We start from the raw sequence: 24,725 nt of genomic DNA, 5'->3' as shown, positions 1-24,725 counted from the left end.
GTGCCCGCGAAGAACACCGCCCCATGAACCTGCCCCAGCCCCAAGCCCTGCACGCACAGCTGCTCACGCGCGCCGACACCCTGCTCGTGGTGCGCCAGCCCGTGGCGCCGCCGCGCCCTGCGCCCGGCCAGCCCGGCACGGCCTCCGACTATGTGCAATCCACGCCCGAGGTCTTCGTGGCCGTGCTGGCCGACGAAGCCGCGCCCCAGGGGTGGCGCGCCCTGGCCTTCAACGGCCATGTGGACCTGGGCACGGGCATACGCACGGCCCTGGCGCAGATCGTGGCGGAAGAACTCGAAGTGCCTCTGGAGCGCCTGGACATGGTGCTGGGCCACACGGCCGCCGCACCCAACCAGGGCCCGACCATTGCCAGCGCCAGCATCCAGATCTCGGCCGTGCCGCTGCGCCGCGCCGCCGCCCAGGCGCGCGAGCAGTTGCTGGCGCTGGCCGCGCAGCAATGGAGCGTGGCAGCGGACCGGCTCCAGGCGCGCGAAGGCCTGGTGCGCTTTGCCGATGGCAGCGATGCTCGCGAACTCGGCTATGGCGATCTGCTGCGCGGCCAGCAGCTGCAGCTGACGCTGGCCCCGCCCGATCAGGAGGTGAAGCTCAAGCCCGCCAGCGAATACCGGCTCGTCGGCCGTGGCGCGGCGCGCGTGGACATCCCCGCCAAGGCCACGGGCGAGCTGAGCTTTGTCCATGATGTGCGCGTGCCCGGCATGCGCCATGGCCGCGTCATCCGCCCTCCGCACCCGGGCCGCGACGGCGGCAGCTTCATCGGCCGTTGCCTGGTGGCGGTGGAGCGCGACTCCGTGGCCCACCTGCCCGGCAACGTGCAGGTGGTCACCGAAGGCGACTTCGTCGGCGTGGTCGCCGACCGCGAGGAACAGGCCATTGCCGCCATGCGCGCACTGCGCGTGCAATGGCAGGCCGTGCCGCCGGCGCCTGACTTATCCGATCTGGCTGCGGCGATACGCGCCAATCCCGCCCAGCACCGCTCGCTGGTGGACCAGGGCACTGTGGACGATGCCTTCGCGGGCGTCGGCACGGGCGCGGCCACCGAACTGCGCCGCAGCTACGTCTGGCCCTACCAGATGCATGCCTCCATCGGCCCGTCCTGCGCCGTGGCCGATTTCAGCGAGGGCCGTCTCAAGCTCTGGGCCGGCACGCAGAACCCCCACATGCTGCGCACCGACCTGGACCGCCTGCTGCAACTGGGCGAGGACCGCATCGAGATCGTGCGCCTGGAGGCGGCCGGCTGCTATGGCCGCAACTGCGCCGACGATGTCTGCGCCGACGCCGCCCTGCTGTCCATGGCCGTGGGCGCGCCCGTGCGCGTACAGCTCACGCGCGAGCAGGAACACCAGTGGGAGCCCAAGGGCACGGCCCAGCTCATGGACGTGAGCGCGGCCATCGATGCCCGGGGCGAACTGCTGGCCTACGACTTTGCCGTACGCTACCCCTCCAACGACGCGCCGCTGCTGGCCCTGCTGCTCACCGGCCGCATCCCGGGCGAGCCGCGCACGCTGGAGATGGGCGACCGCACCGCCGTGCCGCCCTACCGCTACGCCAGCCAGCGCATCACCTGCCATGACATGGCGCCCATCGTGCGCTCGTCCTGGCTGCGCGGCGTCTCGGCCCTGCCCAATTCCTTTGCCCACGATTGCATGATCGACGAGCTGGCCCATGCGGCCGGCGCCGACCCCGTGGACTACCGTGTTCGCCACCTCGATGACCCGCGCGCCGTCGAGCTGATCAAGGCCACGGCCCGCCACGCAGGCTGGCAGCAAAGCCAGCCGGGAAGCCGGGGCCGCCCCGGCGCCGACGGCCTGCTGCACGGGCGCGGCGTGGCCTATGCGCGCTACATCCACAGCCGCTTTCCCGGCTTCGGCGCGGCCTGGGCCGCCTGGGTCATCGACATCGACGTGGACCCCGCCAGCGGCCGCATCGCCGTGCGGCGCCTGGTCGTGGGCCAGGACACGGGAATGATGGTCAACCCCGACGGCGTGCGCCATCAGATCCACGGCAACGTCATCCAGACCCTGAGCCGTAGCCTGATGGAGAAGGTCGCCTTCAATGCGCAAGGCGTGGCCAGCCGCGAGTGGGGCAGCTACCCCATCATCGGCTTCCGCGACCTGCCACCCATCGAAGTGGTGCTGATGCCGCGCCAGGACGAGCCCCCCATGGGCGCTGGCGAATCGGCCTCGGTCCCCGGCCCGGCCGCGCTGGCCAATGCGCTGTTCGACGCCACCGGCCGACGCTTCTACGCCGCGCCGTTCACGCCCGACGTGGTGCGCGCCGCACTGAATGCCGCGCCGAACGCCACGCCAGAGACTGCACAGCCCGCCTAGTCTTTCAGCGCCCCCGCATGCCGCAGGCACTGCGCACGCCAACCGGCGTCGTCCTGCAGTTGCAGCGCGGCCTGCAGCGCGCGCGTGGGCGCCACGCCCTGCTGGGCCATGAAGCCTATGGGGGTGACCAGTTCGGGCGAGCGCAGCGGCCGCGCCACCAGGCCCGGCATGTGGCGCACCGTGGCCACCATGGCGCCGGGCAGCACGGTGGTCATGCCATCCGTTCCTTGCGCCACGGCCATCACCAGGGTCAGCACGGAGTTGGTTTCCATGGCGGGCTGCACGGCCATGTCCACGGCGGCGAAGGCCTCGTCGATCACCGTGCGGTTGTGCATGTCGGGGGTGAGAAGGCACAGCGGCATGCCGGCCACTTCGCGCCAGGCGATGTCGGCGCCAAAGGCAAAGGGCCGGCCCTCGCCATGCCCATCGCAGCACTCGCGGCACAGCAGGTAGTAGTGCTCCTCGTACTGCGGCCAGGACTGCAGGCGCGGTCCGCGCGGCGGCATGCGCGCGCTGTAGCCCAGGGCCAGGTCCAGGGACAGGTCTTCGAGCCCGCTCTCGATCTCGGCCGAGCTCATGGACAGCACCACGGGCGTGATGCCCGGATGGTGCTCGCGCAGCAGGGCCGCAAAGCGCGTGAGCATGGGCATGGCCGTGGGCACGGCCGCCATGCGCAGCTGCCCGCGCAGCGCGCCGGCGCTCAGTTCCTGGCGCAGGCCTTCCTCGGCCCGCAGCATGGCCAGGGCCGTGGCCAGCACCTGATCGCCCTCGGGCGTGAAGCCCGCGAACGAGCGGCCCCGGCGCACGATGACCGTGCCGAACTCCTCCTCCAGCGCGCGCAGCGCATTGGACAGCGCCGGCTGGGTGATGTGGCATGCCAGCGCCGCGCGGCCGAAATGGCGGTGCTCGTTGAGCGCCGCCAGATACCGCATCGAGGTCAGCAGGTTCATGCCGGCAGCGCCAGAAGGGTCAGGTTCCCTGGCTCACCGTGATGGTGGGGAACTTGCTCGTGAAATCGCGTGCCTTGAGCGCCACCTTCACGGCCAGGTCGCGCGCCACCTTCTTGTAGATCTGCGCGGCCTCGCTGTCGGGCTCGGCCACCACGGTGGGCTTGCCGCTGTCGGCCTGCAGGCGGATCTGCAGCGACAGGGGCAGTGCGCCCAGGTAGTCGATGCCGTACTCGGCCGCCATCTGCTTGCCGCCCTCGGCGCCGAAGATGTGCTCCACATGGCCGCAGTTGGTGCAGACGTGGGCCGCCATGTTCTCGACCAGGCCCAGGATGGGCACGCCCACCTTCTCGAACATCTTCACGCCCTTCTTGGCGTCGATCAGGGCGATGTCCTGGGGCGTGGTGACGACCACGGCGCCCGTCATGGGCACGCGCTGGGCCAGCGTCAGCTGGATGTCGCCGGTGCCGGGCGGCATGTCCACCAGCAGGTAGTCCAGATCCTTCCAGTTGGTCTGGCGCAGCATCTGCTCCAGCGCCTGCGTGGCCATGGGGCCGCGCCAGATCATGGCCTGGTCGTTGTTGACCAGGAAGCCGATGGACATGACCTGCACGCCGTGGCTTTCCATGGGCTCCATGGTCTTGCCGTCGGGGCTTTCGGGGCGGCCGGAGATGCCCATCATCATGGGCTGGCTGGGGCCGTAGATGTCGGCGTCCAGGATGCCCACGCGCGCGCCCTCGGCGGCCAGCGCCAGCGCCAGGTTGGCCGTGGTCGTGCTCTTGCCCACGCCGCCCTTGCCGGACGAGATGGCGATGATGTTCTTGACGCCCGGCAGCAGCTGCACGCCGCGCTGCACCGCATGCGCGGCGACCTTGGACGTGATGTTGACCGAGACATTGCCCACACCCTCGACGGTCTTGGCCGCCGCGACGAACTGGCCGCGCAGCGCCGGCACCAGGCTTTGCGCCGGATAGCCCATCTCCACGTCGAAGGCCACGTCGGCCCCCGTGACCTGCAGGTTGCGCAGGGCGCGGGTGCTCACATAGTCCTTGCCGGTGTGGGGGTCGAGCACGCTGGAGAGCGCGGCCAAGAGCGCTTGTTCTGTGACTGCCATTGCTTTGATTACTCCTAGAGCCGGATAGTCTATCCAAGGCCCCAAGCCCTCGCCCGCGCGAGACAATGCAGGCCCCGCTGGCTTTGTTCCCATTTCTCCCGCCTTTTTCCGCGAAAGATCCGCCCCGTGAAATTCAAGATGGCCCACAACTCCCTGTTCGCGATCCTGCTGCGCTCGCGCTGGTGGATCAGCATCGCGCTGGCCGCGCTGGTGACCCTGGTGTCCACGGCGCTGCTGCCCAAGGACATCGCGCCGTTCGCCGCCATCACCGCCCTGCCCTTCTTCGGCATAGGCTGCGTTGCCGCCTGGCGCCAGCTGCGCGCGCCCAGCCCCGCCAAGGTGGAGCAGGCCCTGGAGATCGCCGCCCAGCAAAGCTGGCGCGAGTTCGCCGATCGGCTCGATCGCGCCTGGCAGGCCGAGGGCTACACCGTCACCCGCCTGTCCGACAAGGACGGCGCCGACTTCGTGCTGGAACGCGAAGGCAGCACCACCGTGGCCAGCGCCAGGCGCTGGAAGGCCGGCGTGCACGGCATGGAGCCGCTGCGCGCCCTGCTGGCCGCAGGCCAGGCGCGCGATGCGGCCACGGTCTGCTACCTGTCGCTGCAGCCGCCGGCCGAGAATGCGGCCGCCTGGGCCAAGCAGCAGGGCATCGCCCTGATCTCCGGCAAGGACCTGGGCTCCCTGCTGGCCAAGGCCTGATCCCTTCGGGGTCATCCCCTGATCTGATGACGGCCGGCGCGCGGCACACTCCAGGCATGCCCGATCCCGCGCCCTCACCCGACTCCAGCCTCCCTCCCCCCAGCACCGGACTGCTGCTCAGCGGCGGCGGCGCCCGCGCCGCCTACCAGGCCGGCGTGCTGGAGGCCATTGCCGAGATACGCCGCGCCTGCGGCCAGCAGCATGGCCCCAATCCCTTCCCCATCCTGGTCGGCACTTCTGCCGGCGCCATCAACGCGGCCGCCCTGGCCTGCGGCAGCGACCATTTCGACCGGGCCGTGCGCCGCATGTCGCGCATCTGGCGCAACTTGCGGCCCGAGGACATCTACCTGTCCGACTCGCTGAGCGTGCTGCGCAGCGGCGCGCGCTGGCTGACCCTGCTGTCGCTGGGCTGGGCCCTGGCGCGCTGGGGCCGCATGCGCCCGCGCTCGCTGCTGGACAACCAGCCGCTGGGCCGGCTGCTGTCGTGTGGCCTGGTTCCGCTGGAACGCCTGCCGCAATTGATCGCGGACGGCCACCTGCGTGCGCTGGCGGTCTCGGCCTCCAGCTACACCACCAGCGAGCATGTGACCTTCTGCCAGGCGCAGGACCAGCTCCAGCCCTGGGTGCGCAACCAGCGCAAGGCCGCCGCCGCCCAGATCACGCACGCGCACCTGCTGGCCTCATCGGCCATTCCCTTCATCTTTCCGGCCACGCCGCTGCCGCTGGACGGCGCCACCGAATACTTCGGCGACGGCTCCATGCGCCAGACCGCACCGCTGGCGCCCGCCATCCACCTGGGCGCAGAGCGCATCCTCGTCGTGGGCGCGGGCCGGCGCACCGAGCCGCCGGCCAGGCCTCCGCCGGAAGGCGCAAGCTACCCGTCGCTGGCCCACATCGCGGGCCACACGCTGTCGAGCATCTTCCTGGACGCCCTGTCCCTGGACGTGGAGCGCGCCGAGCGCATCAACCAGACCCTGGCCCTGATCCCGCCCGCCGACCGCGAACGCAGCCGGCTGCGCCCGCTGCAGTTGCTGGTCATCTCGCCGTCCGAACGCATAGACGCCATCGCCGCGCGCCATGTGGGCCAGCTGCCGCTGCCCATGCGCACCCTGCTGGGCGCCCTGGGCGTGCGCCAGGACGCCAGCGACCCGCGCGGCGCCGCCCTGGCCAGCTACCTGCTGTTCGAGCGCAGCTTCACCCGCGAACTCATGGCCCTGGGCCGGCGCGACGCGCTGGCGCGGCGCAGCGATATCGAGCAGTTCCTGGGCTGGCAGCGCCCGCTGGTCGCCAACTGACGCCTGCAGCCAACAGGCCTGGCGCAGCGAAGGCCCTCAACAACTCCCCGTATGTCCGCCTGCACGGAAAAGCCATCGCCGCCCCACAACCGCCCAGCCCTTCTAGAATGTCAGGTTCCCCCGAGAAAGCCGCCATCCATGACCGCACGCAAACTCTTCGTCACCACCGCCCTGCCGTACGCCAACGGCAACTTCCACATCGGCCACATCATGGAATACATCCAGGCCGACACCTGGGTGCGTGCGCAGCGAATGCAGGGCAACGCGGTCAACTTCGTGGGTGCCGATGACGCCCACGGCGCGCCCATCATGATTGCGGCCGAGAAGGCCGGCAAGACGCCCCAGCAGTTCGTGGCCGACATCGCCGCAGGCCGCAAGCAGTACCTGGACGGCTTCCACATCGCCTTCGACAACTGGCACAACACCGACGCGCCAGAGAACCACGCGCTGGCCCAGCAGATCTACAGGGACCTGAAGGCTGCCGGCTTCATCGAGACGCGCACCATCGAGCAGTTCTTCGACCCCGAGAAGAACATGTTCCTGCCCGACCGCTTCATCAAGGGCGAATGCCCGCGCTGCCACGCCAAGGACCAGTACGGCGACAACTGCGAGGTCTGCAGCGCCGTCTACGCGCCCACCGACCTGATCAACCCCTACTCGGCGCTGTCCGGCGCCAAGCCCGTGCTCAAGAGCTCGGAGCATTTCTTCTTCAAGCTGTCGGACCCGCGCTGCGTGGAATTCCTGACCGAATGGACCCAGGACGGCCAGCACGTGCAGCCCGAGGTGGCCAACAAGATCAAGGAATGGTTCAGCGTGCGCACCAACCCGGACGGCACGACCAGCGAGGGCCTGGGCGACTGGGACATCTCGCGCGACGCGCCCTACTTCGGCATCGAGATCCCCGATGCGCCGGGCAAGTACTTCTACGTCTGGCTGGACGCGCCCGTGGGCTACCTGGCCTCGCTCAAGAACCTGCTGGACCGCCGTGGCGAGGACTACGAGGCCTACATGGCCGACCCCGCGCTGGAGCAGTACCACTTCATCGGCAAGGACATCATCACCTTCCACACGCTGTTCTGGCCCGCCATGCTCAAGTTCAGCGGCCGCAAGACGCCCACCAAGATCTGCGTGCACGGCTTCATGACCGTGAACAACGGCGAGAAGATGAGCAAGAGCCGCGGCACCGGCCTGGACCCGCTCAAGTACCTGGGCCTGCAGATGAACCCCGAGTGGCTGCGCTACTATCTGGGCGCCAAGCTCAACGGCAAGAATGAAGACATCGACTTCAACCCCGATGACTTCATGGCCCGCGTCAACTCCGACCTGATCGGCAAGTACGTGAACATCGCATCGCGCGCGGCCGGCTTCATCGCCAAGCGCTTCGACGGCAAGCTGGGCACGGTCAGCGAAGACGGCCAGGCCCTGCTGGCCCAGCTGCGTGGCCAGAGCGAGGCCGTCGTCCAGGCCTTCGAGAACCGCGACACGGCCCGCGCCGTGCGCGAGATCATGCAGCTGTGCGACCGCGTCAACGAATACGTGGATGCCAACAAGCCCTGGGAGCTGGCCAAGCAGGAAGGCATGGACGCCCGCCTGCAGGACGTGTGCACCACCTGCATCGAGGCCTTCCGCCTGCTGACCATCTACCTGAAGCCCATCCTGCCGGCCGTGGCCGAACAGGTGGAAGGCTTCCTGAACGTGGCGCCGCTGCAGTTCGCCGACGCACAGAACCTGCTGGGCGCCGGCCATGCCATCGGCCTGTACAAGCACCTGATGCAGCGCGTGGACGTCAAGCAGCTGGAGGCCCTGTTCGAGGCCCCCGAGCCCGTGGTCGAGAAGGTCCTGCCCGGTGGCGAGGAAATTGCCGAAACCATCAGCATCGACGACTTCGCCAAGGTGGACCTGCGCATCGCCAAGATCGTGGAATGCAAGCCCGTGGAAGGCTCGACCAAGCTGCTGCAGCTCACGCTGGACGTGGGCGAAGGCAAGACACGCAACGTGTTCTCCGGCATCTCCAGCATGTACCAGCCCGAGCAGCTGCAGGGCAAGCTCACCGTGATGGTGGCCAACCTGGCGCCGCGCAAGATGAAGTTCGGCATCTCCGAAGGCATGGTGCTGGCCGCCAGCCACGCCGATGAGAAAAGCAATCCTGGCATCTATGTGCTGGAGCCTTTCCCAGGCGCCACCCCCGGCATGCGTATCCACTGAAGCAAGCCATCCATGTCCCGCAAGCCCTCACGGTCCCCGGCCCTGGGGGCTTTTCTTTGCCTGTGCGCCAGCGCACTGCTGTCCGGCTGCACCGTGGTGGCCGTGACCGCCACGGCGGTCAGCGTCACGGCCTCGGCCGTGGGGCTGGCCGCGGATGCGGCTGTGGGCACGGCAAAAATCGTCGGCAAGGGAGTGGGCAAGGCCGTCGATGCGATGAGCGATGACGGGGCAGCCGCAGACAACAGCGGCATCACGGTCCGCTACCGCACGCCCGATGGGCAGCCCCTGACGCCCTGAGGCTACTGCCCGGCGTAGCGCCCGGGCCGGTGGCTCACGGCCAGGAACACGCCCATGATCACGGCCGCCAGCACCGACCAGGCCACGCGCTCGAAGGGCACGACCCACAGCGCCAGCAGCACCACGCAGCAGTCGATGGCCATCTGCACTTTGCCGGCGCGGATGCCGTAGCGGTCCTGCAGGTAGAGCGAGGCGATGGTGGCGCCGCCCAGGCTGGAGCGGTGGCGCGCCAGGAACAGCAGGCCCGAGCCCATGAGCAGGCCGCCCGCAATCGCGGCAAAGGCCGGGTGCAGGTAGTCGATGTGGATGAGGCGCGGCCCCATTTCGGTGATCAGCGACAGCGCGCCCACGCAGATGAAGGTCTTGACCGTGAAGGTGCGGCCCACGCGCGTCCAGGCAAACCAGTAGAACGGGATGTTGATCGCGAAGAAGATGAGGCCGAACGGCCAGCCCGTGGCGTAGTGCAGCACGAAGGCCAGGCCCGCCGTGCTGCCCGTCAAAAGCCCCGCCTGGGCGAACATCATCATGGCGATGCCCACGAACAGGGTTCCGGTGAAGAGGGCCTGGACATCCTCGAAGAGGCCATGGCGCAGCGAAGCGGTGGCCGAAACAGGCGCAGCGGGCGCGGCAGCGGGTAGGGAGGGCGTGGACATTGTCGGGGTGGTGACAGATCTATCGTCGCAAAGGCCCCGGTTCGGGGCCTTCACCGTACCCATGGGGTGTCATAGGTACAAACCCGGATTCTAGAGACTGTTGCCCCGGCGCGCTGTGGCGTGCAGGGTACAGCGCGCCGCAGGGGCTTGCAGGGACCTGTTGTCAGGCTCCGCCGTGCAGTTTCTCGCGGCCGGCGCTGCGCAGCACGCGGCCGTCGGGGCCGAAGGTCACGGTGAACTCCATGTCGCGCGTGGGGGGATCGATGTAGTTCCAGTCCCAGTCGGTTTCCTGCTTGAGCTGGTAGGTGGTGACCTTGGCAGGCTTGCCCAGCATGCGGCGCACCTGCTCCTCGTCCATGCCGGGGCGGATTTTCTCGAAGTTGTGCGGCGCCAGCACCTGGCGCAGCGCGCTCATGCGGCCATCGGTGCCGATGGTGATCATGTAGTTGCGGCTGCCGGCGGGCTGGCGGTTGTACTCGAAGGTGCGCGAGCCGTCGGGCTCGGTCCAGATGCGTTCGGGCTCGCCAAAGCGGGCGCGGACGTCGGCCTCGGTGGACAGGCCTTCTTCGAGTTCCTTGATGTTTTGGGGATCGCAGCCGGGCAGCCCAAGCATGCCCATCACGGCCACGGCAACGCCCAGAAGACGGGAGACTAGGTTCATCGGCGGTGTCCCGGTAAAATCACGCGATTCAAGAGGTTATCAGTCTATGTCATTCTTTCGCCGCCCCGATTACCGTTCCGACGCCACGAACTTCATCAACGAGCTGAAGAAGCAAAAGCCCGAGCTGCCCAGCCAGCAGCTGGCCGGCCGCTCGCTGCTGTGGGACAAGGACGTGAACCACGAAGTCTGGGAAGACCTGCGCGCCGGCCGCGTGGACCAGAAACCCTACGTCTACCAGACGAACTCCTGATTTCGGCTGCAATGACACATCAGCCTGTTTCGCTGTGGCACCGTGCGCATGCAGCTGATGCCTGCGCAGCAAGGCATGGCCGAGGCTGAGTCCGCACTGGCGCCTGCGGGCGCCGGCGCCGCATCCCCCGCTCCTGGCGACGATTCACCGGTCGTGATCGACCAGGTGGCTTTGGCGCGCCTGTACGGCGAGCCGCTGTTCGCCCTGCCGCAGGACCTGTACATCCCGCCCGATGCGCTGGAGGTCTTCCTCGAAGCCTTCGAAGGGCCGCTGGACCTGTTGCTGTACCTGATCCGCAAGCAGAACTTCAACATCCTCGACATTCCCATGCTGGACGTGACGCGCCAGTACATGCGCTATGTCGACGAAATCCGCAGCCGCAACCTCGAGCTGGCGGCCGAGTACCTGCTGATGGCGGCCATGCTCATCGAGATCAAGTCGCGCATGCTGCTGCCGCCCAAGAAGCAGGACGATGGCGAGGAAGCCGAGGACCCGCGCGCCGAACTGGTGCGCCGCCTGCTGGAGTACGAGCAGATCAAGCTCGCTGCCCAACAGCTGGGCCAGGTGCCGCACTACGGGCGCGACTTCCTCCGGGCCCAGGTCCATATCGAGCAGAACCTGCAGCCGCGTTTCCCCGATGTGGACGTGGCCGAGCTGCAATCGGCCTGGCGCGACATTCTCAAGCGTGCCAAGCTTGTGCAAAGCCACAAGATCACGCGCGAGGAACTCTCGGTGCGCGAGTACATGAGCCAGGTGCTCAAGGCCCTGCAGGGCCGGCGCTTTGTCGAGTTCGAGACCCTGTTCCAGCCAGAGAAGGGATCGACCGTGCTGGTCGTGACCTTCATCGCCCTGCTGGAGCTGGCCAAGGAAACGCTGATCGAGATCACCCAGGCCGAAGCCTTTGCGCCCATCTACGTGCGCCTGGCCTATACGCCCGTCTAGCGGGCACGGACACAGGCACGCGCACACCGACAGGCCGGCACCACCGGCCTCCATGCACCATGACTTACAGCGTCAAAGAAATCTTCTACACCCTGCAGGGCGAGGGCGGCCAGGCCGGCACGCCGGCCGTGTTCTGCCGCTTTGCAGGCTGCAACCTCTGGACCGGCCGCGAGCAGGACCGCGCCAGCGCCATCTGCCAGTTCTGCGACACCGACTTCGTGGGCACCGACGGCACGCTGGGCGGCAAGTTCGCCACGGCCGACGCCCTGGCAGAACGCATCCTGTCCCAGTGGCCGGCCGGCGACAGCCGGCACCGCATGGTGGTGCTGACCGGGGGGGAGCCCCTGCTGCAGGTGGACGAGCCCCTGATCGCGGCCCTGCATGCGCGCGGCTTTCGCATTTCCGTGGAAAGCAATGGCACCGTGGCCGCGCCCGAGGGCATCGACTGGCTGTGCATCAGCCCCAAGGCGGGCGCCGACTGGGTGCAGCGCAGCGGCCAGGAGCTCAAGCTGGTCTGGCCGCAGCCCGGCTTCGATCTGCAGGCCATCGAGGCCGGCACCCGTTTCGACCACTATTTCCTGCAGCCCATGGACAACGTCCTGCAGGCCGACAACACGGCCGCCTGCATAGCGCAATGCCTGCAGCGGCCGGCCTGGCGCCTGAGCCTGCAGACCCACAAGCTCACCGGTATCCGCTGATTTTTGCCATGCAGTTCACCGTTCACCAGCGCTTTTTCTTCGACGCCGCCCACACGCTGGAGCGCGCCATCGAGACCGAGAGCAGCCGCCGCATCCACGGCCACACCTACTACGCCGAAGTCAGCGTCACCGGCCCGCGCAACCCGGACAACGGCATGGTGATCGACCTGGGCTACCTGCGCTCGCGCCTGAAGACCCTGGGCGACGCGCTGGACCACCGCTTTCTCGACGAAATCCCCGGCCTGGGCAAGCCCACGCTGGAAAACCTGTGCCTGTTCATTGCCGATTCCCTGGCCGACCTGCAGCCCGCTCCCAGCCGCATCCGCGTATGGCGCGACAGCATCGGCGATGGCTGCGTGCTGGATCTGGGCTGACCTCAAGCCAGGCCTGCCAGAGAGCCGCCCCCGAAGAGCAACTCCACGGCCATCATGGGTTTGGCGGTTCGCAGATAGACTTGGTGGCTTTTTTTGCCAGTCCCCGCCACCGTCAAGATCGCGCCCAAGCGCCCCCTCGAGAGACAAAACATGTTCCGCACCCTGCTCAAATCCAAGATCCACCGCGTCAAGACCACGCAATGCGAGCTGCACTATGAAGGCTCCTGCGCGATCGACGAGGACTTGCTGGACGCCGCCAACATCGTCGAGAACGAGCAGGTGCACATCTGGAACATCGACAACGGCGAGCGCTTCGTCACCTATGCCATCAAGGGCCAGCGCGGCAGCGGCATGATCTCGGTCAACGGCTCGGCCGCGCGCCGTGCTGCCGTGGGTGATCTGCTGATCATTGCGTCCTTTGCCCAGGTGCATGAGACCGACGTGGCCGAGCACCGGCCCCAGCTGGTCTTCGTGGACGATGCCAACCGCCAGGTCGAGCTGCGCCACCACGTGCCCACGCAGCAGCTGTGAGCTGCGCTGCGGTGTGACAATCGCGCGATGACTCAATCGCTTGCCGCCCGCAGCCTTGCGGCTGTGTGGCACCCCTGCACCCAGATGAAGCGGCACGAGGCCGCGCCCCCCATCGCCATCGCGCGTGCCCAGGGCCCCTGGCTCCACGGCACCGAAGGACGCCGCTACCTGGATGGCGTCAGCTCCTGGTGGGTCAACCTCTTCGGCCACAGCCATCCGCACATCCAGGCCGCGCTCACCGACCAGCTCGCCCGACTGGACCATGTGATGCTGGCCGGCTTCACGCACGCGCCCGTGGTGGAGCTGTCCGAACGACTGGCCACGCTCACCGGCCTGGGCCATGCCTTCTACGGCAGCGACGGCGCATCGGCCACCGAGATCGCCCTCAAGATGAGCGCGCACTACTGGCGCAACCTGGGCCGCCCCGCCAAGAGCCGCTTTGCCGGCCTGGCCGGCGGCTACCACGGCGAAACCGTGGGCGCGCTGGCCGTGACCGATATTCCCATCTTCCGCGAAGCCTATGCCCCCCTGGTGCGCCTGGCCGACACCGTGCCCAGCCCCGATGCACGCGGCGCGCAAGGCGGCGAAAGCCCGGTCGATGTGGCACGGCGCGCCGCCGAAGGCCTGCGCCAGTGGCTGGAGCAGCACCACGAGACCACGGCCGCACTCATCGTCGAGCCGCTGGTGCAGTGCGCGGCCGGCATGGCCATGCACGACCCCGAATACCTGCGCCTGGCGCGCGCCCTGTGCGACCGCTACGAGGTGCACCTGGTGGTGGACGAGATCGCCGTGGGCTTCGGCCGCACGGGCAGCATGTTCGCCCACCAGCAGGCCGGCATCCGGCCGGATTTCATCTGCCTGTCCAAGGGCCTGACGGGCGGTACGCTGGCCCTGTCGGCCGTGCTGACCACCGAGGCCGTCTACGCCGCCTTCTACGACGATTCCGTGGCGCGCGGCTTTCTGCACTCGCACTCGTACACCGGCAACCCGCTGGCCTGCCGTGCGGCCCTGGCCACGCTGGAGCTGTTCGAGCAGACCGATGCCATCAACGCCAACCTCGCGCTGGCGCAAAGGCTTGACGGCGCCTTCGCCCCTTTGAACCAGCACGCCCGCGTGCGCCACGCACGGCGCCAGGGAATGATCTGGGCCTGGGATGTGCAGACCTCCCTGCCCGACTTCTCGCGTCGCTACAGCGCAGCCGCGCTGGAGCGCGGGCTGCTGCTGCGCCCTATCAGCAACACCCTCTACGCCATGCCTCCCTATTTGCTGGACGAAGAAGCCGTGCAGCACCTGGCCGCCAGCGCGCTGGCGGCCCTTGAAGACACCCTGGCCCAGGAGAACCATTCGTGAACGCCCACCGCACCATTGGCTGCTTTGTCACCGGCACCGACACGGGCGTGGGCAAGACCCTGGCCTCCTGCGGGCTGCTGCATGCGCTGGCCCGCCACCATGCCCGCGTGGTGGGCATGAAGGCCGTGGCCGCAGGCGCCGAGCCCGACGGCCAGGGCGGCTGGGCCAACGAGGACACGCTGGCGCTGCGCGCCGCCTCCACCCTGGCCGTGCCGCCCGAACTCGACAACCCCGTGCTGCTGCCCGATCCCATGTCGCCGCACATCGCCGCGCAGCGCGCGGGCCGCTCCATAGAGATCGCACACATCGTGGACAGCTACCGGCGCCTGGCCGAACAGGCCGACGCCGTGGTGGTGGAAGGCGCGGGCGGCTTTCTCGTGCCGCTGTCCGACCAGCTCTCGGGCGCCGACCTGGCCTGCGCGCTGGACCTGCCCGTGGTCATGGTCGTGGGCCTGCGGCTGGGCTGCCTGAACCACGCCGCCCTCACGGCCAAGGCCATCCGCGCACGCGGCCTGCGCCTGGCCGGCTGGATTGCCAGCCGCGTGGACCCCGCCATGCTGGTGCCCGAGGAAAACATGGCCTGGCTGCGCCAGCACCTGGACCGGCAACTGCAGGCGCCGCTGCTGGCCGACATCCCCTTCCAGCAGCACCCCGACCCGCGCGCCACCACCTACACCCTGCCGGAGCAATGGCAATGAGCGGCTCCTGGCTGGACGACATCCCCGCGCGCATCGCCGAGCTCGACGCAGCCCACCTGCGCCGCCGCCGCCGCGCCACGGCGCCGCTGCAGGGCGCCGCCAGCGGCGCCCACATGGAGGTGGACGGCCACCCCATGCTGGCCTTTTGCAGCAACGACTACCTGGGCCTGGCCGGCCACCCCACCCTGGTGCGCGCCGCCTGCGCGGGCGCCCAGGCCTTTGGCGTGGGCTCGGGCGGCTCGCCCCTGGTCAGCGGCCACAGCACGGCCAACGCCGCGCTGGAGGAACAGCTGGCGCACTTCGTGCAACTGCCGCGTGCGCTCTACTTCTATGCGGGCTACGCCACCAATGCCGGCATCGTGCCGGCCCTGGTGGGCGCGGGCGATGCCCTGTTCTCCGATGCGCTCAACCACGCCTGCCTGATCGACGGCGCACGCCTGTCGCGCGCCCAGGTCCACCGCTATGCCCATGCCGACCTGGGCGACCTGGCCGCGCAACTGGCCGCCAGCACGGCCCGGCGCAAGCTGGTCATCAGCGATGCCGTGTTCAGCATGGACGGCAATGTGGCCGACATCCGCGGCCTGCTGGCGCTGTGCGAGCAGTACGACGCGCTGCTGCTGCTTGACGACGCGCATGGCTTCGGCGTGCTCGGCCCACAAGGCCGGGGCAGCCTGGCCGAGGCGGGACTGACGGGCGCAAATGCCTCGCCGCGCGTGCTCTACATGGCCACCCTGGGCAAGGCCGCTGGCGTGGCCGGCGCCTTTGTCGCGGGCAGCGACATGCTGGTCGAGTGGCTGCTGCAAAAGACGCGCAGCTACATCTTCGCCACGGCCGCGCCGCCCATGCTGGCCAGCGCGCTGCAGGCCAGCGTGGCCCTGATCGAGGCCGAGGACGAGCGCCGCGAGGCCCTGGCCGAACGCATTGCCGAGCTGCGCGCCGGCCTCACGCCGCTGCTGGCGCGCACGGGCTGGCAGTTGCTGCCTTCGCGCACCGCCGTGCAGGCCCTGGTCATAGGCTCCAACGCCACGGCCCTGGCGGTGATGGAAGGCCTGCGCGAGCGCGGCCTGTGGGTGCCCGCCATCCGCCCGCCCACCGTGCCCGAAGGCACGGCGCGGCTGCGCATCGCGCTGTCGGCCTCCCACACGCGCATCGACGTGCAGCTGCTGCTGACGGCGCTGGACGAGGTCTCGCGCCTGGCCCCACCCCTGCCCTGAATCCCTCTTCACCACCGGAACGGAGACATCCATGCCCCATCTCTACGTCGAATACACCGACAACCTCGCCGGCCTGCCCGGCCAGCAACTGCTGACCGAACTCAACGCCTTCGTCTGCGGCCACCCCAGCATCCTGGACGAGGCCGACGTCAAGGCCCGCCTGCTGCCGGTCAGCCAGTTCGAGATCGGCTCGGCACCGGCCAATCGCGGCTTCGTCCACGTGCAGCTGCGCCTGCTGGCGGGCCGTACCGACACGGCCAAGAAGGAACTGTCCGAAGGCATTGCCGCGGTGCTGCGCCGCCTCACGCCCCAGCCGGCCGGCATGATGGTCCAGCTCAGCGTGGAAATCGCCGACATGGACAAGCCCAGCTACTACAAGGGTCGCCTGTAAGGCAGGCGCCAGGCCTTGTCCGCCGTGAGCACCCGCGCACGCTGCGCACAATGCCTGCGCCCTGAGCGCACCTGCCTGTGCCCCCTGGTGCAGCCGGTGCCGCATGCGGTGCAGTTGCTGGTGCTCCAGCATCCCGAGGAAGAACTGCAGGCCAAGGGCACGGGCCGGCTGCTGCACCTGTGCCTGCCCGCCAGCCGCCTGGCGGTGGGCGAGGCCTTCGAGCCAGCGCAGTTGCAGGCACTGCTGCACGCGCCCTGGCAGGCGGGCGACGCCCCGCGACAGGCCGTACTGCTCTATCCGGAAACACCGCACGGCGACCAGCTGGGCCTGGCCAGGCAAGCGCCCTGGCCGCAGCCCGCGCCATGCCCCGAGGCCCTGCGCCTGGTGGTGCTGGACGCCACCTGGCGCAAGAGCCGCAAGATGCTCTACCTCAACCCCGGCCTGCAGGGCCTGCCGCGCCTGGCACTGCAGGGCGACCTTCCCGCGTCGCGCTACGGCGCGCTGCGCAAGGCCCATGCGCCGGGCCAGCTGTCCACGCTGGAGGCAGCATCCTGCGCGCTGCAACGGCTGGCGCCTGCCGGCCCGTCGCTGCAGCCGCTGCGCGATGCGTTCGAGGGGCTGCTGTCCCTGCATGCCCGGCACAGGCCCGAATGAAAAAACGCCTCGGGGAACGAGGCGTTTTTCATGGCGGCAGGCCGTGCTTCAGTTTTCCGGCGTGATCCTGGCGAACTTGACCAGTTCGGCGTACTTGCCCATGTCGGTACGGATGATCTGGCCCAGGTTTTCGTCGCCCGTGGGGGCAATGATGCCCGCGCCTTCCAGGCGCGCGCGCATCGCCGGATCGGCCAGGCCCGCCTTCAAGGCCTTCTGCAGGCTGGCCACCACATCGGCAGGCAGGTCCTTGGGACCCGCCAGCCCGAACCAGCCGCTCAGCGCGTAGCCCTTGAGCGCTGCGTTCTCGCCCAGTGCGGGCACGTCCTTCATCATGGCGATGCGGTGGGCCGTGGTCACGCCCAGGGCCTTGATCTTGCCGCTCTGGATGAACGGAGCCGCCACCGAGGGAGAGACGATGGCGAAGTCCAGGTTGCCGCCCGCCAGGTCGCTGGTCATCGCGGCCGAGCCCTTGTAGGGCACATGGACGATGTCCACCCCGGCCATCTTCTTGATCAGCTCGCCCGAGAAATGCGGCGTGGACCCGATGCCCGGGCTGCCGTAGCTGTACTTGCCGGGATGGGCCTTGGCCAGGGCGATGAACTCGTCGAGGGTCTTGGCCGGCATCTTGGTGCCGGCCACCCACAGGTTGGGCAGCACGCCGGTCAGCGCGATGCCGGTCAGGTCCGTGGCCGGGTCGTACTTCTGCGCGGCGTTGACGAACTTCGTGCCCGCCAATTCGTTGCTGGAGCCTGCGAGCAGGGTATAGCCGTCGGCCTTGGCACCGACCACGCGCTGCGCGCCCACCACGCCGGCGGCACCGGGCACGTTGTCGACCACGACGGTCGCATTGAGGTGCTTGGCCAGGATGTCACCCACCACGCGCCCCACCAGGTCGACCGAGCCGCCTGCCGCGTAGCCGACGACGACGCGAATGGGCTTGTTGGGATAGGTGGTCTGGGCGCACAGCGGCCCTGCCGCCAGGACAGCCGCGGCGCTGATCAGCGCGCGGCGGGAAATACGGAATTCATGCATGGATCGATCTCAGGGGAGGCGGGCATCAGCCAACAATCAAAATGATATTGCTCAACAATATTCACCGATTGTCTGACATTGCCTTGTGGAATCCATCCCTGAAAACCATGAGTTCCGCCCGTGGCCCTGGCCTGCAATTCAGCGCAGAACCGCCGGCAGCCAGCCGCGCAGGCTGTTGACGAAGGCCCAGGCCTGCACGCGCGGCAGGTCGTCCAGCCGTACCGGGTGCTCCACCACGCGGCCCTCGTCCAGCGCCACCGCGCGGCCCACGCCGGGCAGCAGGCCGCTGGACAGCGGCGGGGTCACCCACCGGCCCGCCAGCAGCACGGCGATGTTGCCGCGCGTGCCCTCGGTGATCTCGCCGTCCTCGTTGTGGAGCACGGTGTCGAACACCGAGGCATCGGTGGGCTGCAGGCTGTCGTAGTGCGCGCGGCGCGAGGTCTTGAAACGCACCCAGTCGCCACGCGCCACCGCATTGGCGATGGGCCGGTCGGCCAGCGCCAGCCGAACAGGCGTGGCCGAAGGCGGCAGCGGCGCCGCCTGGGTCTGTATCCGCCCCGTGGCATCCAGCGCCAGGCGCACGCGCCAGTGGCCGCTGGCGTGCGCCTGGCGCAGTTGCTGCAATGCCTGCTCCAGCACGGCATCCGTGCAGGGCCGGCCGAAATGCCGCGCCGCGTCCTGCATGCGCGTCACATGGCGCTGCAGGTGGATGAAACCGCCATCCCGCAGGGCCAGGGTTTCCAGAATGTCGAAATCGAAGTCCGTATCCGCCATGGCTGCACGCCCTTTCACACCTTGTCCAGAAAAGCCCTCTTGTGGCGCCATTCCTGCCATTCGGCAGGCGCCTCGGCGCCCGAGGTGATGCCGCTGCCGATGCCGCAGCGCAGTTCCGTGCCACGCGCCACCACCGTGCGTATGGGCACATTGAAGGTGGCGTGCACGCGCCCCGCGGTGGTGCCGGGCCGCACCACGCCCACGGCCCCGCAGTAGACGCCGCGCGGACCCGATTCCAGCTCGTGGATGAGCCGCATGGCCTGGCGCTTGGGCGCGCCCGTGATGGAGCCGCAGGGAAACAGCGCCGCAAACACGTCCGCCAGGCCGGTGCCGGGCCGCGTGCGCGCCTGCACGTCGGACGTCATCTGCCACACGGTGGGCAGGGGTTCGGCATGGAACAGGCGCGGCACCTGGACGCTGAAAGGCTCGGCAATGCGCGAGACATCGTTGCGCAGCAGGTCCACGATCATCACGTTCTCGGCCCGCTCCTTGGGCGAGGACCGCATGGCCTGGACATTCGCCTCGTCCTGTGCAGGCGTGGCGCCACGCGGCGCCGTGCCCTTCATGGGGCGCGTGAGGATGCGCTCGCCATCCCAGTCGAAGAACAGCTCGGGCGAGACGGACAGCACCTGCTCGTCGCCGCTGTCCATGCAGGCCACGTAGCCGCCGGGCTGGGCACGTCGCAGCGCGGCGAACAGCGATGGGATGTCGCCCAGCAGCCGGCCCATGAACTGGGCCGTGTAATTGATCTGATAGCAGTCACCGGCCGCAATCGCCTCGTGGATGCGCGCAATGGCGGCATCGAAATCGGCACGCTCCAGGCCGGGCTGCCATTGCACCTGAGATTGCACCTGAGGGCCGGTCTCGACCGCGTCCGCGTCTTCAGGCCAGGGCCGGGGGCCGTCGAAGACGGCAAACCAGGCCAGCGGCTCGCCTGGCGGCGTGGCATGCAGGGCGCCGGCGTAGGCCGCGTCAAACGCCGCCGCCGCCTCGTAGCGCACCCAGCCCAGGCACCACAGGCCGGCCTGGGCAGCCTGCTGCACGGCGTCAAGCACACCGCGCACCTGCTCGGGCGCATGGGCTGCCAGGCTGCGCAGCGGCGGCCCGAAGCCATGGCGCAGCCGGGCGGCCGAGCCGTCATGGGGGTTGGGAAAATCGATCAGAAACTTCACAAAACGGCCGTCAACGCATGCTGTACTTGCATCAGCAGCTTCGCTATCGATAGCAGCCACTGACACGGGGCCGCCCAGTGTAGAGCGAGGGAAACAAAAAAGCGCCCCGAAGGGCGCCAAACCAAGCGTCCCGAAAGGACGCTTTCCACCAACAGGCCCGGCACCATGCCGGACCCATATCCATTCACATCACTTCTGGGTGACGGTGTGCTGGCCTTCCAGGCGGGCCACGGCCTCGCGGTAGGCAGGGCCGCTGCGCAGTTGCTGGTAGCGGGCCAGGCCGCGCTGGTATTCGGCCGAGTTGTAGCCGATTTCGCGGTCAGCCGAGGGCGAGGGCAGGTAGGTCATGCCTGCCTGGTGCCACATCTCGAGGTCGGCCAGCACTTCGGCGCGGCTCAGGCCTGCGGTGGCGGAGGACGAGGGGGAAACGGCTTCTTGGGCCATTGCAGTGCCGGCGAGGCCCAGGGTCAGGGCGGCCAGTGCAGCGGAGAGGGTACGCATGTCAGATCCTTTCAAAAGGCCGCTCGGCATTCATTTCCTCACGGCATGGACGTACTATGCGGCGCTGCAGCATTCTTCGTCTGTGCGTTTTCTCACGTGTTTTGGCATCCAGCCCGGGCGGCCCGCTGCCTTTTCACCCGTGCTCCCCTCGACCGAAGGCCGATTCACGCGTTCTAGAAACAGTGTTTTTCGCGGCTTGAAACAGCCGCGGCAGACAAGGCTCAGCGCGCTTCCTCGAGCAGCACGCGCAGGCCTTCGACATGGCAGATGCGCAGGTTGCGGCCTTCGCGCCGCAGCAGGCCCAGGCGCACCAGGCGCGACATCTCGCGCGCCACTTCCTCGCGGCTGGAGCCCAGCAGCAGCGCCAGATCGGTCTGCCGGGGTGCGGGCGCCAGCAGGGCCTGCCCCTGGTCGATGCCCGCGCGCTCGGCACGTTCCAGCAACTGGGTATGCAGGCGGCTGCGCACCGACAGCGTTCCCAGATCCACCATGCGGCGCGCCAGCGCCACGGCCAGGTCGCTGAGCCGGCCGATGAAGGCGCGCAGGACCTGGGGCTCGTTCATGAGCAGGGCTTCCACATCCTCATGGGCCAGCGAGGCAATCAGGCTGGGGACGCCTGCCTCCACCACCAGGGGCATGGCCGTGCAGCCCGCCTGCTGCTGCGGCAGACCGCCGAAGAACACGCCCTGTGCAATCTCGCCCAGCGTGAGCCCGCGCCCGTTGGGGGCATAGCTGCTGACGCGCAAGCCGCCCTGCACGAGCATGTAGAGACGCTGATCGGTGTACGCGCCCTCCAGCGTCTGGTGCTGCGCCAGATGCTGCCAGCGGCATTGCGCGGCCAGTTCGGCCAGGCGCTCGTCGGACAGGCTTTGCAGCACATGGACCTGGCGCAGGCCCTGCCAGGCCACGGCGGGAAGAAGCGGAGATGTCTGTAAGGAACCGGACATGGTGCAACACCGTTGAAGCGCATCCGCAGGGCCTGTGCGGGCCCTGTCGTCCGTCGCGGGAAGTACAGCATAGCGGGATCGCATAGACTCGTCGCGCGCCGGGAATCGCACTGTCCGGCTCCCCGGATGGCCGCACCGCGCAGCACAGAAAAAAGGGAGGGCTTCATGGAATCGAGCATCGAATCGGCACGACCACCCGCGCGCCCGCAGGCCACCGTGGCGGCCTGGGCGCAATCCGTGGAACAGGCGATCGCCAGCCAGCAATGGCATGGGGCCTGGCGTGCACTCATAGACGCCGCCCTGCCGGCCGAAACCGCCGTGCAGCAGAGCCTGCTGACTGCGCTGGACGCCTGGGATGGCCTCGCTGCCGATTCCGGCGCAGAGCCCCGCCGCGCGCTGGTGCAGCAGGCCTTCGACGCCCTGCATGCCGCCCATGCCCCGGGCCAGGCGCTGCAGGCCGATTCCGCACATCCCCGTGCGCACCCTGCGTACCGTGCGCACTGCATACTGGGACGGCAACTGGTCAAGCGCTACCGGCGCGGCGGCTTTGCGCTGGGGCCGGTGGATGTGGCCGTGGAGCCCGGCACCATCCTGGGACTGGTGGGCGAGAACGGCAACGGCAAGACCACCTTGCTGCGCCTGCTGGCCGCCGATCTGGCGCCCGACGCGGGGCAGCTGGACTGGGGCGTTCCTGCCGCCGATGCCTACCTGCTGCGCACCCAGCTCGCCTATATCCCCCAGCGCCCGGCCGTCTGGGGCGGGCGCCTGATGGACCATCTGCAATTCGCCGCGCGCAGCCATGGCGCCGTGGGCCCACGCAACATCTGCCTGGTACAGCTGGTCATCGCGCAGCTGGGGCTGCGCGCCTTCCGGGGCCACCAGTGGAAACAGCTGTCCTCGGGCTACAAGATGCGCTTCGAGCTGGCGCGCGCCCTGCTGTGCCGGCCGCGCGTGCTGCTGTTGGACGAGCCCCTGGCCAATCTGGACATCAACGCCCAGCAGACCCTGCTGACCGATCTGCAGTCGCTGGCGCGCTCGCCCTGGCAACCCATGGCCCTGGTGCTGAGTTCACAGCAGCTGTACGAGGTGGAAAAGGTGGCCGACCAGGTGCTGTTCCTGGAGCAAGGCCAGCCGCGCAGCGTTCGGCAGAGCTTTGCCGCCATGCAAGGCTGCGCCATCGAGTTCGAGACCGGCTGGGCCATGGCGCAACTGAACCCCTGGCTGGACCAGCTGCCATCCCATACGCACCAGCTCAGCGGCCAGACCCACATCGTGAGCTTTCACGTGCCGTTCACGGCAGCGCAGTTCCTGGCGCAGGCCGTGCAGGCACAGATGCCCGTGCGCTATTTCCGCGACATCACCGCATCCACCCGCCGCCTGTTCGTGAGGGACTGAGCCATGCCACGTTTTTCCGATATGACGAACCGCTGGGACCAATGGGTGCTGATGCGCTGCCCCCTGCTGTGGCAGCTGCGCCTGCACTGGTATCTGCCGCTGGCGCTGCTGTGGTGCGTGCTGGTGCTGGGCATCTGGATGCAATGGATGGCCGAACCCGCGCGCTGGATGGGGTCCCTGCCCGGCGTTGCGTCCACGGCACAGCAAACGCCCGAGCAATTGGCGCTGGACATCGGCTCCGTCGTGGCCTGGATCGTGGCGATCGGCCTGGCGCTGTGGTGGTTGCTGCGCGTGCGCATCCACAACCGCTGGCGCGAACACGCCCCCGTGGGCCGCTGGGGCCTGTGGTGGGAGTACCTGTGGGGAGCCTTGTTCCTATCGCTATTGTTCGCGCCTGCGATCGCCTTTTCGCCCATCTATGAAATACGGATTCAGCGCCAATGGTCGGACACGGATGTCAGTGCACAGATCCAGACTGTCGAGCAAGTCGCCGCCCTGGAGGCGCTTGCCGCGCCACGCCAGGCGGCCATGCTCGTGGAATGGATACGTGTGCTGCGCGAGGAAGAGGTCGATCCGGCGAAGTACCCGGGCATCCAGGCCCTGGTCTGGTTGATGCGCGGAGACCAGGGCGCGATGGCCGCGACGCTGGAGCGCTACGGCCAGCCATTGCAGGCCAGAGGCTATGTGCGCCAGTCTGCCAGCTCCGCCCAGGACCAGGCGGAGCACCTGCTGGCCAGCTACCGCAGCGCGCTGCAATCCCCCCTGGCCCAGGAATGGCGCGCCTACCTGGCAGCGAACCCGCAACCAGGGAATGGCGAGAAGGTATCCAGAGCGCAGAACTCCAACTGCAAACCAGCCCTGGGTCGCAGCAGGCCTTTGGATCTGGAGCCGGATCCGCGCAAATGCTTCGGTACCTATCTGGCCCAGAGCAACCGTGAGTGGCTCATGCTGCTGGAGAGGTTCGACAGCCGGTGGAGCCCGCCGCAGCATGTGCAATGGCAGCACCCGCGCTACGGCCTGGCCCTGCCGGCCTACCAGGAAAGCCATCTGCGGCGCGCTGACAGGTCCCGCGACGACGAATGGCCAAGGATGTCCCAGTTGCTTGCGGCCGCCAGCGTTGGCTTTTTCCTCGCCTTGGCCCTGGTGCTGGTGCGCCTGATGCCCGCCATGCAGCTGGTGGCCTGGGGCGCATGCCTGGTCCTGACCTTGCTTGGCAGCGTGCTGGCCGGGATGCTGGGAATCACCAACCTCTATGTGCTGGGGCTGTTTCCGGCCGCGCTGATATCGGTCGCCTGGCTGCGCATCCGTGTGCTCAAGCGCCCCTGGGCCGGCGCGGTGCTGCTGGCCCTGGGCATGTCGCTGGCCCTGATATGGCTCGCCGCCGCCTGGTCTGAGTGGTCCAGACTGCTGTTGCCACGCCCCACCGGCAGCGCAGGCCCTTGGACGGATACCCAGCACTGGCTGGACCTGCTGATGGGCGCGCCTGCCGTGGCAGCCAGCACGGCCCTGCTCGTGGCCCTGCTGTCTCCGCTGTGGCACCGATGGCGTGGCCTGCCCGAAAGGTGACGGAAAAGCAAAGGACA

The 24,725-nt window shown here is 68.7% G+C and carries 26 protein-coding genes; 17 read left to right on the top strand and 9 right to left on the bottom strand.

The annotated features are described in order from the left end of the window. The first annotated feature begins 23 nt into the window (after positions 1-23). Positions 24-2,348 (top strand): xanthine dehydrogenase family protein molybdopterin-binding subunit, encoded by a 2,325-nt coding sequence (locus tag GRX31_RS17710; protein ID WP_160853985.1) that lies wholly within the window; start codon positions 24-26, stop codon positions 2,346-2,348. Here the strand turns inward: GRX31_RS17710 and GRX31_RS17705 are convergent. Together GRX31_RS17705 and apbC are read right to left on the bottom strand one after the other, a co-directional pair. Then, the gene (locus GRX31_RS17705) at positions 2,345-3,298 is read right to left on the bottom strand and encodes a LysR substrate-binding domain-containing protein (RefSeq protein ID WP_160853983.1); all 954 of its coding nucleotides are present in this window, start codon (positions 3,296-3,298) and stop codon (positions 2,345-2,347) included. The genes GRX31_RS17710 and GRX31_RS17705 overlap by 4 nt on opposite strands. 19 nt (positions 3,299-3,317) lie before the next feature. Then, on the bottom strand, positions 3,318-4,409 hold the full coding sequence (gene apbC, locus GRX31_RS17700) for an iron-sulfur cluster carrier protein ApbC (RefSeq protein ID WP_012203771.1): 1,092 nt from the start codon (positions 4,407-4,409) through the stop codon (positions 3,318-3,320). A gap of 138 nt (positions 4,410-4,547) precedes the next feature. Here apbC and GRX31_RS17695 point away from each other — a divergent pair, with 138 nt between their 5' ends. The 4 genes from GRX31_RS17695 (at position 4,548) to GRX31_RS17680 (ending at position 8,905) form a co-directional block, all read left to right on the top strand. Beyond that, complete coding sequence (locus GRX31_RS17695; RefSeq protein ID WP_026062090.1) at positions 4,548-5,108, top strand: restriction endonuclease; 561 nt, start codon at positions 4,548-4,550, stop codon at positions 5,106-5,108. A 56-nt stretch (positions 5,109-5,164) separates the two neighbouring features. Further along, a complete protein-coding gene (locus GRX31_RS17690) occupies positions 5,165-6,403 on the top strand; it encodes a patatin-like phospholipase family protein (protein ID WP_160853981.1) in 1,239 nt (412 codons plus the stop codon). Positions 6,404-6,541: 138 nt separating this feature from the next. After that, positions 6,542-8,608: a methionine--tRNA ligase gene (gene metG, locus GRX31_RS17685; RefSeq protein WP_017404253.1), complete on the top strand. Its 2,067-nt coding sequence runs from the start codon at positions 6,542-6,544 to the stop codon at positions 8,606-8,608. 12 nt (positions 8,609-8,620) lie between these two features. Next, the gene (locus GRX31_RS17680; protein ID WP_017404252.1) at positions 8,621-8,905 is read left to right on the top strand and encodes a hypothetical protein; all 285 of its coding nucleotides are present in this window, start codon (positions 8,621-8,623) and stop codon (positions 8,903-8,905) included. 2 nt (positions 8,906-8,907) lie between these two features. Here the strand turns inward: GRX31_RS17680 and GRX31_RS17675 are convergent, their stop codons facing one another. Then, a complete protein-coding gene (locus GRX31_RS17675; RefSeq protein WP_016449041.1) occupies positions 8,908-9,558 on the bottom strand; it encodes a YitT family protein in 651 nt (216 codons plus the stop codon). Between the two features lie 163 nt (positions 9,559-9,721). Further along, positions 9,722-10,219 (bottom strand): outer membrane protein assembly factor BamE domain-containing protein, encoded by a 498-nt coding sequence (bamE, locus tag GRX31_RS17670; RefSeq protein ID WP_016449042.1) that lies wholly within the window; start codon positions 10,217-10,219, stop codon positions 9,722-9,724. A gap of 46 nt (positions 10,220-10,265) precedes the next feature. Here bamE and GRX31_RS17665 point away from each other — a divergent pair, with 46 nt between their 5' ends. From GRX31_RS17665 to GRX31_RS17620, 10 genes are all read left to right on the top strand, one after another. Then, positions 10,266-10,469 carry a DUF3460 family protein gene (locus tag GRX31_RS17665; RefSeq protein WP_016449043.1) on the top strand — a complete coding sequence of 68 codons (204 nt, stop codon included), beginning with the start codon at positions 10,266-10,268 and terminating at the stop codon, positions 10,467-10,469. Positions 10,470-10,544: 75 nt separating this feature from the next. Further along, positions 10,545-11,411, top strand: a complete 867-nt coding sequence (locus GRX31_RS17660; RefSeq protein WP_026062089.1) for a segregation and condensation protein A — start codon at positions 10,545-10,547, stop codon at positions 11,409-11,411. Between the two features lie 59 nt (positions 11,412-11,470). Further along, positions 11,471-12,109, top strand: coding sequence for a 7-carboxy-7-deazaguanine synthase (queE, locus tag GRX31_RS17655; protein WP_046986547.1), 639 nt, complete (start codon positions 11,471-11,473; stop codon positions 12,107-12,109). An 8-nt stretch (positions 12,110-12,117) separates the two neighbouring features. Then, positions 12,118-12,483 (top strand): 6-pyruvoyl trahydropterin synthase family protein, encoded by a 366-nt coding sequence (locus GRX31_RS17650; protein ID WP_016449046.1) that lies wholly within the window; start codon positions 12,118-12,120, stop codon positions 12,481-12,483. 150 nt (positions 12,484-12,633) lie between these two features. Beyond that, positions 12,634-13,014 (top strand): aspartate 1-decarboxylase, encoded by a 381-nt coding sequence (gene panD, locus GRX31_RS17645; protein WP_016449047.1) that lies wholly within the window; start codon positions 12,634-12,636, stop codon positions 13,012-13,014. Positions 13,015-13,041: 27 nt separating this feature from the next. Further along, entirely contained in the window at positions 13,042-14,364 is a 1,323-nt protein-coding gene (bioA, locus tag GRX31_RS17640) for an adenosylmethionine--8-amino-7-oxononanoate transaminase (protein ID WP_160853979.1), read from the top strand. Next, positions 14,361-15,062, top strand: a complete 702-nt coding sequence (bioD, locus tag GRX31_RS17635) for a dethiobiotin synthase (protein WP_160853977.1) — start codon at positions 14,361-14,363, stop codon at positions 15,060-15,062. Before bioA ends, bioD begins: the two co-directional genes overlap by 4 nt. Further along, complete coding sequence (bioF, locus tag GRX31_RS17630; RefSeq protein ID WP_043824586.1) at positions 15,059-16,276, top strand: 8-amino-7-oxononanoate synthase; 1,218 nt, start codon at positions 15,059-15,061, stop codon at positions 16,274-16,276. The genes bioD and bioF overlap by 4 nt, the downstream gene beginning before the upstream one ends. A 31-nt stretch (positions 16,277-16,307) precedes the next feature. After that, a complete protein-coding gene (locus tag GRX31_RS17625; protein WP_012203756.1) occupies positions 16,308-16,667 on the top strand; it encodes a 5-carboxymethyl-2-hydroxymuconate Delta-isomerase in 360 nt (119 codons plus the stop codon). A 15-nt stretch (positions 16,668-16,682) separates the two neighbouring features. Next, positions 16,683-17,321, top strand: a complete 639-nt coding sequence (locus GRX31_RS17620; RefSeq protein WP_160853975.1) for a tRNA-uridine aminocarboxypropyltransferase — start codon at positions 16,683-16,685, stop codon at positions 17,319-17,321. 48 nt (positions 17,322-17,369) lie between these two features. Here GRX31_RS17620 and GRX31_RS17615 read toward each other — a convergent pair whose 3' ends face one another. From GRX31_RS17615 to GRX31_RS17595, 5 genes are all read right to left on the bottom strand, one after another. Next, positions 17,370-18,353: a Bug family tripartite tricarboxylate transporter substrate binding protein gene (locus GRX31_RS17615; protein ID WP_160853973.1), complete on the bottom strand. Its 984-nt coding sequence runs from the start codon at positions 18,351-18,353 to the stop codon at positions 17,370-17,372. Positions 18,354-18,491: 138 nt separating this feature from the next. Then, a complete protein-coding gene (locus GRX31_RS17610; RefSeq protein ID WP_046984874.1) occupies positions 18,492-19,127 on the bottom strand; it encodes an aminotransferase class IV in 636 nt (211 codons plus the stop codon). A gap of 14 nt (positions 19,128-19,141) precedes the next feature. Continuing rightward, entirely contained in the window at positions 19,142-20,299 is a 1,158-nt protein-coding gene (pabB, locus tag GRX31_RS17605; protein WP_160853971.1) for an aminodeoxychorismate synthase component I, read from the bottom strand. A 189-nt stretch (positions 20,300-20,488) separates the two neighbouring features. Further along, positions 20,489-20,800, bottom strand: a complete 312-nt coding sequence (locus GRX31_RS17600) for a DUF4148 domain-containing protein (protein WP_016449055.1) — start codon at positions 20,798-20,800, stop codon at positions 20,489-20,491. 221 nt (positions 20,801-21,021) lie between these two features. Beyond that, entirely contained in the window at positions 21,022-21,747 is a 726-nt protein-coding gene (locus tag GRX31_RS17595; protein ID WP_160853969.1) for a Crp/Fnr family transcriptional regulator, read from the bottom strand. A gap of 165 nt (positions 21,748-21,912) precedes the next feature. Here GRX31_RS17595 and GRX31_RS17590 point away from each other — a divergent pair, with 165 nt between their 5' ends. Continuing rightward, a complete protein-coding gene (locus GRX31_RS17590; RefSeq protein ID WP_160853967.1) occupies positions 21,913-23,142 on the top strand; it encodes an ATP-binding cassette domain-containing protein in 1,230 nt (409 codons plus the stop codon). A gap of 3 nt (positions 23,143-23,145) precedes the next feature. Then, positions 23,146-24,708, top strand: coding sequence for a hypothetical protein (locus tag GRX31_RS17585; RefSeq protein WP_160853965.1), 1,563 nt, complete (start codon positions 23,146-23,148; stop codon positions 24,706-24,708). Positions 24,709-24,725: the final 17 nt, after the last annotated feature.

Origin of the sequence: Delftia sp. CH05 (assembly GCF_009827015.1) — a bacterium.
GTDB classification, from domain to species: Bacteria; Pseudomonadota; Gammaproteobacteria; order Burkholderiales; family Burkholderiaceae_C; genus Comamonas; species Comamonas tsuruhatensis.
The sequence above is the reverse complement of the archived record's forward strand: the minus strand, read 5'-3'. Positions and strand labels throughout refer to the sequence as shown.